This is a genomic window from Vibrio sp. TAP-3B (assembly GCF_057784735.1).
Genome location: NZ_CM173496.1, coordinates 805299 through 819602, shown reverse-complemented (window position 1 = coordinate 819602; position 14304 = coordinate 805299). Strand labels below are relative to the sequence as shown.

Sequence of the window (14304 nt, the reverse complement as noted above, 5' to 3'; positions counted from 1 at the left end):
GAACAGCAGTGAAATGAATATTCATGTAGAGCCCGTGACGATTGCGTTGACGACCCCCTTTCGCATCGCTCGCGGCAGTCGGGCTGAATGTCACGTCGTCCGTGTAACCATTGAGCACAGAGGCGTGACCGCCCAAGGCGAATGTACACCATACTCTCGTTATGGCGAGTCGGTGGAGTCAGTTATTAAAGCGATTTCTCAAGCTGCGCACGAGCTACAAGCTTTATCCCCTAAGGGAGAAGCCGATGTAACATCCATCAAAACAACACTTCAATCAATATTACCCGCCGGCGCAGCAAGAAACGCGTTGGATTGCGCGCTGTGGCATCTACTCGCCAAATTGAATCACCGACAACAGCTTAATGACTTATTTGAGCTACCCACGTCTATTGTGACCGCCATGACGGTTTCCATCGACACACCTCAAGCCATGGCAAGGCAGGCGCAAGCCTATTTGCTCAAAGGCGCTAAACTGCTGAAAGTGAAGCTCGATGGCGAGCAGATTATCGAACGCGTCACCGCCGTTCGTAACGTGTCTCCCCAAACAACCATCGTTTTAGATGCAAACGAAGCCTGGCAACACCTCGATTTGCCCGCCATTTTCACTCAGCTCACACCATTAAATATCACCATGATTGAGCAGCCTTTGCCGCAAGACAGTGATGATGTGTTAACCAACATTTCTCATCCCATTCCGCTGTGTGCCGATGAAAGTTGTCACACCAAAGAGCAATTAAACGAACTTGTCGGCAAGTATGAGATGGTCAACATCAAGTTGGATAAAACTGGGGGACTAACCGAAGCATTACTACTGGCTGAAGAAGCGCAAAAGCTCGGCTTTCACCTCATGTCAGGCTGTATGCTTGGAACTTCACTTGCCATGCGCGCGGCACTGCCGATCGCAGCACAAGCCAGTGTGGTCGACCTCGATGGTCCAGTGTTACTGGGTCAAGATGTTGAACCGAGCTTAGTTTATCGTGAGGGCGAAATCGTTCTCTCCAACTAACCTACCTAAAAACTCAGTGAACCTTGTACCTACTAGACAGAACCTCTAAGTTTATGATCTCGATTAAGAAATAATCCACCGCATAATGAAATAAGTCACATAAATTATACGGTGATTACGGCATGCTAATATTATAATTCTCCATTGAGGTGGTTATATGTATAGAGTCATCCGGAAAATGACATGGAAGACGAACAGGCGGTAATCCCGCCCGACTCCAATGCAGTTCGTGAGCTGATATACCCAAACTACTTGGAGTGACAGGTAGGACGGATATAAACGTTTGTCTAAGAACCCATGGTTTTTTTCACGTCATCTTGCAAGGAGGCTCTATGCCTATTAATAACATTCGCAATATCGCTTTTGTCGGTCAAACGGGAACCGGTAAAACCACTCTGATAGAAAAACTGCTTTATACCTGCGATGCAACTCGTCATTTAGGTAGTGTTGAAAAAGGCGATACCGTTACTGATTTCGACCCACAATCCATTCAATATCAACACAGTATCGAGGCCACCCCAGTCGCACTTCGCTGGAACAAACATCGGCTTAATATTATCGATACGCCGGGGCAAAACGAATTACTCGGCCGCACGATCAGTATTTTTCCTGCTGTAGAAACTTCGGCTCTTGTCATCGACCCACAAACGCCCCTCAACCAAACTTCCGACCGGTTATTCGCCTTTGCCAACGAGCAAAAAAAGTGTCAGATGATCATCATCAATAAGCTCGACAATCACGGTAATCAATTAGAAAAATTAATGGAAAGTATTGTTGAGCATTTTGGGGATAGCTGCCTGCCAATTAACTTACCGTCTACCGATGGTCAGTCGGTTGTCGATTGCTATTTTGAACCTGAATTAGAGCAAGACACCTTATTGGCTAGAGTCGACGAAGCCCATGAAACCTTAATCGACCAAGTCATTGAAGTTGATGAAGAATTAATGGATCTGTATTTGGAACAAGGCTCAGAACTGACTGCCGAGCAACTGCATGACCCATTTGAAGAAGCCCTGAGAACTGGCCACGTCATCCCTATTTGTTTTGTCTCTGCACAAACCGGGGCAGGCGTCGATTTACTCCTGCGAACGTTAGCAGAAATCATGCCGATGCCAAACGAAGGCAACCCGCCAATGCTGGAGAAGAACGGTCAAAGAATCAAAGTAAACTGTGAAACGTTAGAACATACCGTTGCGCACGTATATAAAATCAGTGTTGACCCGTACATGGGAAAACTCGCTTACTTGCGTGTGTATCAAGGCGAAATTAACGCAGGTAGTCAACTCTACCTTGGTGAGAACAACAAAGCATTTAAAGTTGGGCACCTATACCAGCTCCAAGGCAAAGACAGGATGGAAATTTCTCGCGCACTGCCCGGCGACTTCTGTGTGTTAGCCAAAATCGATGATCTTGAATTTGATGCTATTGTCCATGACTCCCATGCAGAAGACGGCGTAGAACTGAAAACATTAAACTTCCCAGACTCCATGTACGCTCTGCGCTTAAAACCCGTTAAACGTGGCGATGAGCAAAAGCTGAGTGATGTGCTGAATAAGATTGCCAGTGAAGACCCCTCTTTGCGCATTGAGCATCGCGCCAGAACCAACGAAACCATCATTAGCGGTCAAGGAGAGTTCCACCTCAAAGTGGTATTAGAAAAGATGGCCAACATCTATAAGCTTGATGTTGAAACTTGTCAGCCTAGCGTCGAGTATTTCGAAGCCATCACCAAACCAGCTGAAGGTCGTTATCGACACAAAAAACAAAGTGGCGGAGCAGGTCAGTTTGGTGAAGTTCAATTAAAAGTGCGCCCACTGGAGCGTGGTTCAGGTTTTAAGTTCATCAATAAAGTTGTCGGTGGTGCAATTCCGACCGCGCTTATTCCTGCGGTTGAAAAAGGCATCATGCAAGCAGTAGAAGAAGGTGCAATTTCTGGTAACCCCATCAAAGATATTGAAGTCACCGTTTACGACGGCAAATACCACTCTGTCGATTCAAAAGAAATTGCATTTGTGATAGCAGGTAAAAAAGCCTTCTTAGAGGCGATTAGCAATGCCGATCCAATCGTACTTGAACCGATCGTGCAGATGGAATTGCATATCCCTACAGCCAATGTTGGGGATGTGACCGGTGACTTGTCTGGTAATCGTGGTTTGATAGAGGGCACAGAGCCAGTCGACAGTCACTTTACCGTCCTAAAAGCCAAATCCCCAGTGAACGAACTGCAAGATTACGCGCGGCGATTGCGTTCCATCACAGGTGGTGAAGGCAGTTTTAGTATGACCTTGAGTCACTACGAGCCAGCCCCACCCGCCATTCAACAACAAGTGTGCCAAAGTCGTGCTCAGCAAAGCTGACTTTCCTCAGTCGCAATCCTTGGCAGGTAAAACAAAAGCGCCCTCATGGGATGAGGGCGCTTTAAGTATCCAAGGAAATTTACTTGTCTAGAGACAAGCCTATCTGACTGATTTTACTTTCAAATTCTTCGACACTGCTCGCTCTGTAAGTTGGAGCACCGTTAAAGTAACGCGGTTTTTCCGGCAGCATCGCATTTTTCAGCTCTTGTTCTTGCTCGACATTGTCATGGTAAACCGTTACACGATTGGGAATATCCTGCTTAATGACAGCCATCTTGGTTCTCCTTTTTTAAATCGAATATTAAGCGTAGAACGGAACTGATAATGGGCAAAAGTACCAGTGTAAAATTTAGACCCTTACGGCAATTTTTAACCCTGTGATTGCATTTTTGGGTTTCGGTGTTCTCTTCATTCTTCTTATTCTTGTCACGCGTCACTACGCCAACTGAAGAATGACTAAAGATAGGCAATCCCCTAGCAATGCGCAGCCCCACGAAATAGGCAGAATAAAGCCACCTGAAAACGTTTGTGACTACAGTCGCTTTAGCAAATGGATTGGGAGAAACGCGGTTAACCTACTGATCTCGGGAGAAGGCCCACAAACCAGTAGGTATATTTCGTTGATATAAGCATGATCTAAATGGGCGAAAAAGTTTAACGCTCAGGCGACGAGTTAGGCTCAGAAATTTGATATAAACGACGCTCTGACTCTGCACAAGAGGTTTCGCAATTACACACCTTATCAACGCCAACATGATTCAAGCCACCACAACTGCCTTGAATTCGTTTGTTGTGAAAGATCACCCCAAGTGACATCAACAAAATAATCGCGAGAAAGCCAATAAAAGTAAATAACCACACCATATTAATCTGCCTTATGAACAGAAGCCCGTAAACTAAGTATAGCTGGGCTAGATTTCATGGTGGACGCGGTATCGAGTTGTTTTGGCCGAGCTAGCAGTGAAGGCTTCGATGCTTTACCACCACAGCGGCATGAATCACATCCACCCTTTTTCTTATGGTTTGTAGAAGGACGGCCCTGAGATGGGTCAGTCAATCGCTCTCTTGATACTCCGAGAACATCTTCTAACGAGCTACGGGTTAACAGCCTGAATACTTGTGTGCCATCACGAAGCAGTTTTTTCAGCGCTCGTTCACCAATATTGCGCACTAGAACGGCATCCACATTGTACTCTTGTAGTGACTGAATCAGCTGAGACTTCGCGTGGCAGCCAGATTGTGGCATCGAAGCGATGTTTACTAAGTTTTTTAATATTCCGTCAGTATCAGAATAAATAGCAATGTATGGCGCTTTAACAAAATGGTTTGCCACTCGCCCACCATCATTAGGAACCGCATAAATCATAAGTTTGACTCCTCATTCGGAAAAACTAACGCATGACCTTCAACTAAGCTTTTTGCGACTTTTAATCGCGCACTTTTTACTGTATTACCAAAAGTTTGTCTCGATATCCCCATCTGATCTGCTGCTTGTTGTTGACTGAGTTCTTCTAAATCTGCCAAGCGCAAAGCTTCCAGCTCTTCTGGTAATATGACAACTTGTTCCAGTTGGTAGAATGGCACCCCATTAGGTTTGAAACAATAGTGTGCAGCGCGCCCGCATATTCGTCTTTCTATCTTTGGTCTTGCCATCATTATTCCTCTAAAACACCACGCCAACTTACGCTTAAATATGGCATATGCCAACAACATTTTTTGGCATATGCTAACAACCTAAGTTTGCAAAAATCGCGTTATACACGTTGTTATGAACTTCGAACAAGGGACTTTCATTAGACATCTAACGATTTATCAGTCTTGCCAACGAACCAATAGAAAAACACTTTTGCTCATTCAAATAACAAAAGTGTTAATTTGCGCAGATTTTTCATACAAATACGCGCTAATGTATTCATTTCCTTAAATAAGGAAACTTATAATTCAGACAAATCATTAATTTGAACACGAATGATTGTTTTATTAAAAAGTGCCATTAGAGAAAGGAACTCAATATGAAGTACAAAGTCTCGTTATTCATCATAATGGGCGCACTAGCGACCCACGCACATGCCGACGAGTGTGGCCGCGTCACTATTGCCGATATGAACTGGAACTCAGCAACACTCATGGCGAATGTCGACCGCTTTATTCTTGAACATGGATACGGCTGCGATGCAGAGCTCATTCCCGGCGATACCATGCCAACCGGCACCTCAATGATCGAAAAAGGGCAACCAGATGTCGCCCCTGAACTTTGGAGTAATAGCTTAAAAGGTGCGTTAGAAAAAGGCGTTGCCGAAAAACGTCTACGCTTTGCTGGTAAATCATTAATCGACGGCGGCGAGGAAGGCTTTTGGGTTCCTGCTTACTTAGTAAAGCAATACCCAGAACTCAAAACCATTGAAGGCGTGAAAAAACACGCGAAATTATTTTCTCACCCAGAAGATGATTCCAAATCGGCCTTTTATAGCTGCCCTGCTGGCTGGAACTGCCAAATCAGTACTGGCAACCTCTATAGAGCAATGAAACTTAATGAGGCAGGGTTCGATATTATCGATCCTGGTTCAAGTGCGGGTCTATCAGGCTCGATTGCCAAAGCATACGAGCGTGAAGAAGCTTGGTTTGGTTATTACTGGGCACCGACGGCAGTACTCGGAAAGTACGATATGGTGAAAGTCGACTTTGGGAGCGGAGTCAACCTTGACGAATTCGTAAACTGCACCACTCACGCCTATTGTGATGATCCAAAACCAACGATGTACCCTGTATCACCTGTTCATACCATTACAACCGAAGCTTTTGCAAACCGTGCACCGCAAGCTTATCAATACTTTACTAAACGCGGATTTACTAATGCAGATATGAACCAGCTGCTGGCGTGGATGGAAGATAACCAAGCGGACGGTGAAGAGACCATGTTCTACTTTTTAGAAAACTACCCACAAATTTGGACCCACTGGGTATCACAAGATGTCGCCGACAAAGTTCAGCGCGCGCTATAAGCTTTGGACATTAATACCCAAACAGACCCAATGCTAGTCAAACACACAGACTACAAAATCGTCATTTTGGGTATAAGCAAATGTTGTATGCCGAGGTAACCTCTCGCTTCGGCAAGAAAAAGGAAGTAACTATGTCTGACTCGAACTGGCTGAGCGAATTCCCAGAAATGGATCGCTCAGATCTCAGGATGATTCGAAAAACTTTAGATGGTGCCTACCGAGACTTTTCTCGAGAATATGGCGAACTGATTGAATCCTTATTTGATCCTCTCCTTTCGTTTCTTGTTTGGTTTGAAAACCTCCTCATTTCCACGCCTTGGTTCATCATACTGGGTGTGAGTACCGTTCTGGTTTACGCCGCGAGTCGCTCTTGGAAACTCGCCGTGGCTTGTTTCGGTTCGCTCATTTTGATTGGGTACTTCGGGATGTGGGAAGACACCATGCGCACACTGAGCATCATTACGGTCTGTACTATGCTCGCAATAGCACTCGGCATTCCTATCGGCATTGTAATGGCACGCTCTAATCGTATTCAGTCCGTTGTGACGCCATTGCTAGACGTGATGCAAACCATGCCTGCGTTTGTTTACCTTATCCCAGTTGTGATGCTACTGGGGATAGGAAAAATTCCGGGCTTGATTGCCGTGGTTATTTATGCGATTCCTCCTGTGATTCGTCTGACCAATTTAGGTATTCGACTCGTCGATAAAGAAGTACTGGAAGCCGCAACCGCGTTTGGTGCAAGCAGCAATCAGCGCCTGTTTGGTGTCCAGTTACCGCTCGCGATGCCAACCATCATGGCAGGGATTAACCAAACCATCATGATGGCACTTTCGATGGTGGTGATCGCGTCGATGATTGGTGTGAAAGGCTTAGGGCAACCCGTTTTAAAGTCCATTACGAATCAATACTTCACTCTCGGGCTGTTGAATGGTTTAGCCATTGTTGCCTTGGCGATTCTCTTCGACCGTGCGTCACAAGCTTATGCAAAACGTACTCAGGCCCATTTAGGAGACTTAAAGCATGACTAGCCCACTTATTGAGATCAGCGGTCTGTACAAAATCTTCGGTCCTAAACCCCAAAGTGTTATTGAACGCGTAAAATCAGGCCAAAGCAAAGATCAAGTACTGGCTGAAACTGGCCATACTGTCGGCCTGAAAAACATTAATCTTCAAATTAATGAAGGCGAAATATTTGTCATTATGGGCCTGTCCGGCTCTGGTAAGTCGACTATGATCCGCCATTTCAACCGCCTAATTGACCCAACCATGGGACAGATTTTGGTGGAAGGTGTGGATGTCATGCAATTGTCTACCAAGGAACTCGAGCAGTTTCGCCGACATAAAATGTCGATGGTCTTTCAACGTTTCGGTTTGCTGCCTCATCGCACTGTCATAGATAACGTCGCTTATGGCTTGGAAGTACAAGGGATCAGTAAAGAGACTCGCTTAGTAAAAGCCCATGAATGGCTAGAGGCTGTTGGCTTGACGGGATATGAGAACCAATACCCATCTCAACTTTCTGGCGGCCAACAACAACGTGTTGGTTTGGCGCGAGCACTAGCAACCGATGCGGAAATTCTTCTTATGGATGAAGCATTCTCTGCGCTCGATCCACTCATTCGTAGTGAAATGCAAGATCAATTAATTGAGCTCCAAGAAAAGTTGCACAAAACGATCATCTTTATTACTCACGATTTAGACGAGGCGCTACGCCTTGGCGATCGTATTGCGATTCTTAAAGATGGTGAACTGGTACAACAAGGCTCGCCAGACGAGATTTTACTTCATCCTGCCGATGAGTACGTGGAAGCGTTTGTAAAAGACGTAAACCGAGCACGAGCACTGACCGTCGAGACCGTCATGCAGCCGCCTTCTTACCGAATTGCAGCCACCACGATTGAAGAAGCCCTAGCGGAAATGAAACGTGTTAAACGTGATTACGCTTACCACGTCACCGAGGAAGGCTACCAAGGCGTCATTACTCAGCAAGGTCTGTTAGACGCGACCAAGCTACACCGAACGTCTACGTGGGATAACGACATCTATGAAGAGGTGCCCATCATTTCTCCCAACTCCGCGATTGAGAAAGTATTACCAGAAACCATGTCTTGTAACTACTCGCTGCCGGTTGTTGATGAATATGGGCATTTACAAGGTGAATTGGAGCGCAATGCCGTGGCTGGTATATTTGCCGATGATACCGAGCGAGGTGCTGTCCGTTCAAAGATCGACAAAGCCTCTTAGCCTTTTCAATCAAACGGCCCACTTTAACGTGGGCCGTTTGACTTTTGACAGACTAAAAAGTGCCGCAGCTAAGTTCACTCTTTATAATTCCTTCACGTTTACATTATTCTGATTTTCCTGACAATTTTATACTTAACCTTGATTTTATTGACATCGATAGATCATTCTATTGCTTTTTTATGACGTAACTCTCCGACAAATATCTATTATTACTCTCATACAAAATCTTTATTTAAAGAGGGATAACAATGAAAAAAGCATTATTGGCATTAACAGGCGCAGTCATCATTCTTACAGGCTGTCAAGATGAGAAACCGACCGACACAAGCGCTGTTGAAGTACCCCCAGAAACAGAAGTCACCACAGAGGCGTTGCCAGTAGAAGAAGAGCAAGTCATTACTGCTGAAACGTTTATGGACTCTGAACATAACGCTCAAAATGCATTGGACTGGAATGGCACTTATAAAGGTACACTTCCATGTGCAGATTGCTCAGGTATTGATACGACACTCATACTCAATCAAGACGGCACTTATATGCTAGAAGAAAGTTACCAAGACAAAGAAGATGGTCAGTCAAAATCTGAAGGTCAGTTTACTTGGGACGCAAACGGCAGCATCGTTACATTAGCAAACGAAGAAGTACCAAATCAGTACTTCGTTGGTGAAAACGTACTGATGAAATTAGACATGAACGGTGAAAAAGTAACGGGTGACCTAGCACCGTTATACAACTTAACGAAGCAACAATAAGTTAGTATCGATACCTGATAAGTAATCTAAATCCGAGCCACCCCAGCTCGGATTTTTATTTCTACTGACTATAACTGTACCCCTTATCTTCCTCTTTTGATCTTATTTCTGCTTCTCATCCTGATTGTTCATAACATTTCCATACGCTTTGCTGATAGAAGCTTACAACTTCATTATATACAGCGTTCAAAACAAAGCAGGACAACTGGCAAGTAAGCCAAATGACATAATAAACACGCCTAGGTAGCGGTACCAGTGACTCTCTATTGTTGATAGTGCAAACCAATGGGTTGTTATGCGAGCGTGTCGTACAACTTCTAATTCGGCATTTAAATATAAACCCATCATTTCGATGGTTTTATGTATTAATACCGTGTACCAAAATACTAGTTAGAGTGAGCAATCCAGAGGCGATGCAAATCGCTATAACCCGTATTTTTCACCTGAACACCGCGCACTTGCTGTGTCTTTGTGACCTCTTCATAACCAACAAATAAAGGCAAATAAATGTACTGGTCGCGCAACGCTTTTTCTACGTCTAACAGAGATTGCAAAGGTTGAGCATTTGTCATGGCTTCGCGAACCTTTTCTCGATGGCTCAACATCTGACTTGAGTCAAAACTAAAACGCAGTCCTGTTGCTATCGATAGCCACTCAAATACGCCATACTCAAACGGCGCCTCCATGACTTCTTCAATTAGGAGCAAGTCCGCTCGATGTGATACTACTTTAGGAAAACTAATGTCATCAATAATGACGATCTCCAGCTCTAATCCCGTCGCTCGAATCACACGGTGCAGCCACTCAGAGTGTCGGATTAAACTTGGTATCGTCCATACTGGCTCGGCTAGCGCTACTTTACCTTGTAGCTTAGGCGTCACAACAGAATCTACTATTAGTAAATCTTGCTCTTGAGTCGCTAACTGAATGCTGTCAACGGCACTTTGCGCCTCATAGATTCTCTTTTGCGCATTGAGGTAATCGGCGAGTTGATACCAATCTTCTTTTGCGAGATTAGAGTCCGCACGCTCGCGATAGGTCAAATATGAAAATGCGCTGATTTTTTCCACTTCAACGTGATCAGAGGTTTGGTTAAAGCTCAACATGTTCAAGGTTTTAACATCACCATAAGACAGCGTTATTTGGTCTAACAACGCGCGCGCTGAATAATACTCTTTGTGCGCTTGAAGAGTCATGCTCTCTTGGCTCCAACCACTGATTTTAAATGGTCCGGTGCCTATGTGGTAAGAATAACCAGAACCGAAAGAAACAACATCTCGACAAAGAATAGAAGCGTGAGGAGTGGCTAGCATATATGGAAAAAGCATGTTCGGATGTTTCAATGTAATTTTTAAGCAGCTCGATGTTTCGGCAACCACACTGTCAATACATTGCCAGAGCTCGTGTACTGGTCCTTTTATTTCCTTAAGCCTTTCTATGCTCCAAACAACATCTTGTATGCTAAGCAGTTCGCCATCGTGACGATATATTCCAGGTCTCAACCAAAACGTCATCACATTGCCTTCCATTTTCCACTGATGTGCTAGCGAAGGCTCAATGCCACCATTGGAATTTTGAGTCAGCAAAACATCATAAACACTTTTCGCCACATGCAGTTCAGTATGACGATAAGTATTCGCAGGATCGACCTTAGACACCCAAGGATAAGAGGAGATCAAAATAGCGTTATTTGACTCATTCAACTGGTTCACTTTTTCAGAGGCAATCGTCAGCGCCCTGACAGCACTTTGGCCGAACCAATCGATAAGTTTTGTTATCGAGTTCATTCTTCCCCGACCAAGCTCCTCAACCAAAAATTCGGTCATCGCTTGTTGAAGGGAAGTAGTAATATTCAGACGGCTGGCGTTACTTCTGCCAATTGCAGGTTGCCAATCTACCCAACCGTATGTGGCAAGCTTTTTCATCACAATAGAAACATTGCGCCTCGACGTACAAATTACCACTTCAAGCTCCGACAGCGTAACGAAGTGATATTGATGAGGTTCAAAGTGCTTTAACAGTAGATCCAGATACCTAAGATTGATATCGTTCACAAAGATTCCTAAGAGTTATTCCAAAGCAAAAAATAGCACAGGACGCTTAGCAACTAAACTTCCTGTGCTATATCTACACATATTCAAAGCTTGGACTCAGCTCGACCAACAGAAGTCAAAAACGTGTACTAAGCCAAGAGGTAACTTGAATAAGTATTCTTAGAAACGGTAACTCATACCGACAGAGAACACGTTGATGTCAGCATCAACCGTTACTTTTTCATTGCCAAATTTCGCAATGTCTAGCTCTGGCATCATGTATTCCCATTCAACTTGCAGAGCAAAGTTCTCTGTAATAGCAAACTCTGCGCCTAAACCGTACATGCCTGTCACAGTGCTGTCAGAAATGGTGGTATGGCCTGCGCTACCGTCAATCACAGAGTTGCTAATTTTGAATTCAGCATTGAAGTAAGAAAGACCAGCTTTAGCAAAAAGGTTGAAACGATCACCAATAGGTAGAGTCGCCTTTGGTTGAATCGATAAATACTTCATATCACCAACAGTAACAACTTTGCCGTCTAAAGCGTCGTAGCCACCAATGGCTGCTTCTAGAGAAATGTATTCGTTGAATTTGTAACCACCAAATACTTTACCTGAAAGGCTTGAGTCATCTTCAAGTTTAAGCTTAGTGCTAGCGTTGGTACCACCACCATTGATAGAGCCGTTTACATCACCAAACGATGCTTGACCTACCGATGCACCGACGTAAGGAGCTGCGTTTGCAAGAGAACATGTTGCTAGAAGGGCTGTCATTAGACATGTTTTTTTTAACATTGTATTCCACTGCCTGTTTATTATTGAGGTTGTGTTTTGCCCATCCTTAAGCACGTCATGCTGTCCATTTCACTCGGTTTCAAAACCACGTTGATTTTAATGAATCAAAACTCCATAAAACATGAAATGTTTAGACATAATCTTGCCACTTTCTTAGCCATGATAATTTAGTTATTTCACAAACACTGCTGTTTCAACCAGTTAGTGAGTTTTATAATCTCCGTTTGTTTGGCTCGACTTTTCTTATGAATAAAGTAAAAACTGTCGCCAGTTTCTAACCCATGGGAAGGGATATAGACTAAATCGTGCGCCTTATCGCGCTCATTGAGCATAAAATCATTCGCAAACGCGATCCCCTGATCGTAGCGTGCAGCCTCAATCGCTAATAACATATGGCTGAAATGCTGGACATCAACATCCTTAGGTAAAGTGTACCCTCCTGCTTTGCACCACTCTGCCCAGTCTTTCCCTCTGTCACGGTAAACAGAGTCGGTCGACAAGATTGGGTATCGCCAAAACGCCTCAGGAATAGGCTGATCTTGTAACTCTTTCCAAACCTTATGGCTACATACTGGGTACAGCGTTTCGGCATACAAATCCACTGCCATATAGTTGCGCTTGGGCTTTTGCACCGTAATAAAGCAATCTCCGACACTATCCGTCTGCTCAGGATCCCCCACAACCATATTTAATGTGAGGTCGATTTCTGGATGTAAACGCTTAAAATCTGATAAACGTGGGATCAGCCATTTCACGGCTAATGAGCTATAAATAGCTAAGCGTATACTGCCTTTATCTCCCTCTCGCACCTTTTGGCTTGCTATCGCAATTGAGCTAATTGCGGGGCTAATATCTTCTAAATAACGCGCGCCGGTATCCGACAATGACAATTTTCTTCCTTGACGAATAAATAGCGACTCACCTAAGTAATCTTCCAATAATCGTATTTGATGACTGACCGCACTTTGCGTCACATTGAGTTCTTCCGCCGCAAGTGAAAAGCTTGCATTTCGAGCAACAGATTCAAAGCAGTGGACTGCTCTTAGTGGTGGTAATTTCATTATCTAAAAATCTCATACCTAAACTAATAAATATCACTTCACTTCATCCTATGACATCACCTATTCTTTGGCAAAGAGAGAGGAGAGAAAATACGTGAAAGTGACATCTGTTGGCGCAGCTATGCTGCTATTAATTGTTGGGAATCTCATTGCGGTACTGTCAGACTCTTTGATCAAAAGTGTCGGTAACGAAGTGCCTATTTTTCAATTTGTCTTTTTCCGACAAGTCTCAGCGGTGCTTTTCTTACTTCCTGTGTATTTGCTTACCAAGCAAGCCAACTTTCTTGAAGGGTTTAAATGGCATGCCGTCCGTGCTCACGTATGGCTGCTTGGCGCAATATTTATGGTCTTAGCGATCTCATCTTTGCCGCTCGCAACCGCGAACGCCATTTTTTATGCTGCGCCACTGATTATGCTCCCTTTAGCCGCTATTTTTCTCGGGGAGAAACTGTCAAAGCAATCCGTTGCTGCTGCAATCATGGGCTTCGCGGGTGTCTTAGTCATTATTCGCCCAGATCAAATCGATTGGGCTGCGATTTATGCGTTGGTAGTGGCAGTTACTTTGGCAATCAATAATTTATTGATCCGTAAGCTGCCAAGAAACCAGTCAGTGGTACAAACACTGCTCATGACCAACCTGACCGGCATTCCGGTGGCTTTCTTGCTTGTCATGATCGAAGCCAAACCATGGGACTGGAGCGCCTTCCCTGTCGCAGCTGGTTCAAGTTTGTTCATCATGATTTATGCCGCAACGTGTGTAATGGCTTATCGCTCTATCGACAGCAATAAAATCGCCAGTGCAGAATACAGTGGCCTAATTGGGGCGGTATTTGTCGGGTTAATTTGGTTTGGAGAAGTACCCGATATTTTCATGGCGATCGGTACCATAATGATTGTTGTGCCATTGGTTTGGTTATCGAAACGCGAACGCCGCAAGAAAAAGTTGCAAGCTCAACAAGCAAGCGAACAGCAGAAGGCGCACGCGACCTAATATTGGCAAACAAAAAAGCCCTTTTATCCAAAGGATAATGAACTGACCCCCAATAGTTGG

The 14304-nt window shown here is 44.4% G+C and carries 14 protein-coding genes; 7 read left to right on the top strand and 7 right to left on the bottom strand.

All coding sequences use genetic code 11. The features are described from left to right. Positions 1-13 precede the first annotated feature (13 nt). Both dgcA and fusA read left to right on the top strand, forming a co-directional pair. Complete coding sequence (gene dgcA / locus AC3D28_RS18185) at positions 14-1006, top strand: N-acetyl-D-Glu racemase DgcA (RefSeq protein ID WP_488536227.1); 993 nt, start codon at positions 14-16, stop codon at positions 1004-1006. A gap of 332 nt (positions 1007-1338) precedes the next feature. Next, positions 1339-3363, top strand: a complete 2025-nt coding sequence (fusA, locus tag AC3D28_RS18180) for an elongation factor G (protein ID WP_488536226.1) — start codon at positions 1339-1341, stop codon at positions 3361-3363. Between the two features lie 79 nt (positions 3364-3442). On the opposite strand, the gene AC3D28_RS18175 is transcribed toward fusA, so the two are convergent. The 4 genes from AC3D28_RS18175 to AC3D28_RS18160 form a co-directional block, all read right to left on the bottom strand. After that, on the bottom strand, positions 3443-3637 hold the full coding sequence (locus tag AC3D28_RS18175; protein ID WP_098413602.1) for a hypothetical protein: 195 nt from the start codon (positions 3635-3637) through the stop codon (positions 3443-3445). Positions 3638-4017: 380 nt separating this feature from the next. Beyond that, entirely contained in the window at positions 4018-4227 is a 210-nt protein-coding gene (gene nqrM, locus AC3D28_RS18170; RefSeq protein ID WP_098413601.1) for a (Na+)-NQR maturation NqrM, read from the bottom strand. Position 4228: 1 nt separating this feature from the next. Then, complete coding sequence (locus tag AC3D28_RS18165) at positions 4229-4729, bottom strand: NifB/NifX family molybdenum-iron cluster-binding protein (RefSeq protein WP_488536225.1); 501 nt, start codon at positions 4727-4729, stop codon at positions 4229-4231. Next, on the bottom strand, positions 4726-5016 hold the full coding sequence (locus tag AC3D28_RS18160; protein WP_488536806.1) for a DUF134 domain-containing protein: 291 nt from the start codon (positions 5014-5016) through the stop codon (positions 4726-4728). The genes AC3D28_RS18165 and AC3D28_RS18160 overlap by 4 nt, the downstream gene beginning before the upstream one ends. A 359-nt stretch (positions 5017-5375) precedes the next feature. Here AC3D28_RS18160 and AC3D28_RS18155 point away from each other — a divergent pair, with 359 nt between their 5' ends. From AC3D28_RS18155 to AC3D28_RS18140, 4 genes are all read left to right on the top strand, one after another. Next, positions 5376-6365: an ABC transporter substrate-binding protein gene (locus AC3D28_RS18155; protein WP_488536224.1), complete on the top strand. Its 990-nt coding sequence runs from the start codon at positions 5376-5378 to the stop codon at positions 6363-6365. Between the two features lie 131 nt (positions 6366-6496). Continuing rightward, the gene (locus tag AC3D28_RS18150; protein WP_098413597.1) at positions 6497-7396 is read left to right on the top strand and encodes an ABC transporter permease; all 900 of its coding nucleotides are present in this window, start codon (positions 6497-6499) and stop codon (positions 7394-7396) included. Continuing rightward, on the top strand, positions 7389-8612 hold the full coding sequence (locus tag AC3D28_RS18145) for a quaternary amine ABC transporter ATP-binding protein (RefSeq protein ID WP_098413596.1): 1224 nt from the start codon (positions 7389-7391) through the stop codon (positions 8610-8612). The genes AC3D28_RS18150 and AC3D28_RS18145 overlap by 8 nt, the downstream gene beginning before the upstream one ends. A 248-nt stretch (positions 8613-8860) precedes the next feature. Then, positions 8861-9364: a copper resistance protein NlpE gene (locus AC3D28_RS18140; protein ID WP_488536223.1), complete on the top strand. Its 504-nt coding sequence runs from the start codon at positions 8861-8863 to the stop codon at positions 9362-9364. 386 nt (positions 9365-9750) lie between these two features. Here the strand turns inward: AC3D28_RS18140 and AC3D28_RS18135 are convergent, their stop codons facing one another. The 3 genes from AC3D28_RS18135 to AC3D28_RS18125 all read right to left on the bottom strand — a co-directional run bounded on the left by AC3D28_RS18135 (position 9751) and on the right by AC3D28_RS18125 (position 13253). After that, the gene (locus AC3D28_RS18135; protein WP_488536222.1) at positions 9751-11418 is read right to left on the bottom strand and encodes an ABC transporter substrate-binding protein; all 1668 of its coding nucleotides are present in this window, start codon (positions 11416-11418) and stop codon (positions 9751-9753) included. A gap of 159 nt (positions 11419-11577) precedes the next feature. Beyond that, positions 11578-12192, bottom strand: a complete 615-nt coding sequence (locus AC3D28_RS18130) for an outer membrane beta-barrel protein (RefSeq protein ID WP_488536221.1) — start codon at positions 12190-12192, stop codon at positions 11578-11580. A 176-nt stretch (positions 12193-12368) separates the two neighbouring features. Then, a complete protein-coding gene (locus AC3D28_RS18125; protein ID WP_098413594.1) occupies positions 12369-13253 on the bottom strand; it encodes a LysR family transcriptional regulator in 885 nt (294 codons plus the stop codon). Between the two features lie 94 nt (positions 13254-13347). Between AC3D28_RS18125 and AC3D28_RS18120 the strand changes: the two genes are divergently transcribed. Next, the gene (locus tag AC3D28_RS18120; protein WP_488536220.1) at positions 13348-14244 is read left to right on the top strand and encodes a DMT family transporter; all 897 of its coding nucleotides are present in this window, start codon (positions 13348-13350) and stop codon (positions 14242-14244) included. The last annotated feature ends 60 nt before the right edge of the window (positions 14245-14304 follow it).

Coding starts and splice junctions, on each gene's coding strand:
- dgcA (WP_488536227.1), top strand. CDS start 14: ATGAATATTCATGTAGAGCCCGTGACGATTGCGTTGACGACCCCCTTT.
- fusA (WP_488536226.1), top strand. CDS start 1,339: ATGCCTATTAATAACATTCGCAATATCGCTTTTGTCGGTCAAACGGGA.
- AC3D28_RS18175 (WP_098413602.1), bottom strand. CDS start 3,637: ATGGCTGTCATTAAGCAGGATATTCCCAATCGTGTAACGGTTTACCAT.
- nqrM (WP_098413601.1), bottom strand. CDS start 4,227: ATGGTGTGGTTATTTACTTTTATTGGCTTTCTCGCGATTATTTTGTTG.
- AC3D28_RS18165 (WP_488536225.1), bottom strand. CDS start 4,729: ATGATTTATGCGGTTCCTAATGATGGTGGGCGAGTGGCAAACCATTTT.
- AC3D28_RS18160 (WP_488536806.1), bottom strand. CDS start 5,016: ATGGCAAGACCAAAGATAGAAAGACGAATATGCGGGCGCGCTGCACAC.
- AC3D28_RS18155 (WP_488536224.1), top strand. CDS start 5,376: ATGAAGTACAAAGTCTCGTTATTCATCATAATGGGCGCACTAGCGACC.
- AC3D28_RS18150 (WP_098413597.1), top strand. CDS start 6,497: ATGTCTGACTCGAACTGGCTGAGCGAATTCCCAGAAATGGATCGCTCA.
- AC3D28_RS18145 (WP_098413596.1), top strand. CDS start 7,389: ATGACTAGCCCACTTATTGAGATCAGCGGTCTGTACAAAATCTTCGGT.
- AC3D28_RS18140 (WP_488536223.1), top strand. CDS start 8,861: ATGAAAAAAGCATTATTGGCATTAACAGGCGCAGTCATCATTCTTACA.
- AC3D28_RS18130 (WP_488536221.1), bottom strand. CDS start 12,192: ATGTTAAAAAAAACATGTCTAATGACAGCCCTTCTAGCAACATGTTCT.
- AC3D28_RS18125 (WP_098413594.1), bottom strand. CDS start 13,253: ATGAAATTACCACCACTAAGAGCAGTCCACTGCTTTGAATCTGTTGCT.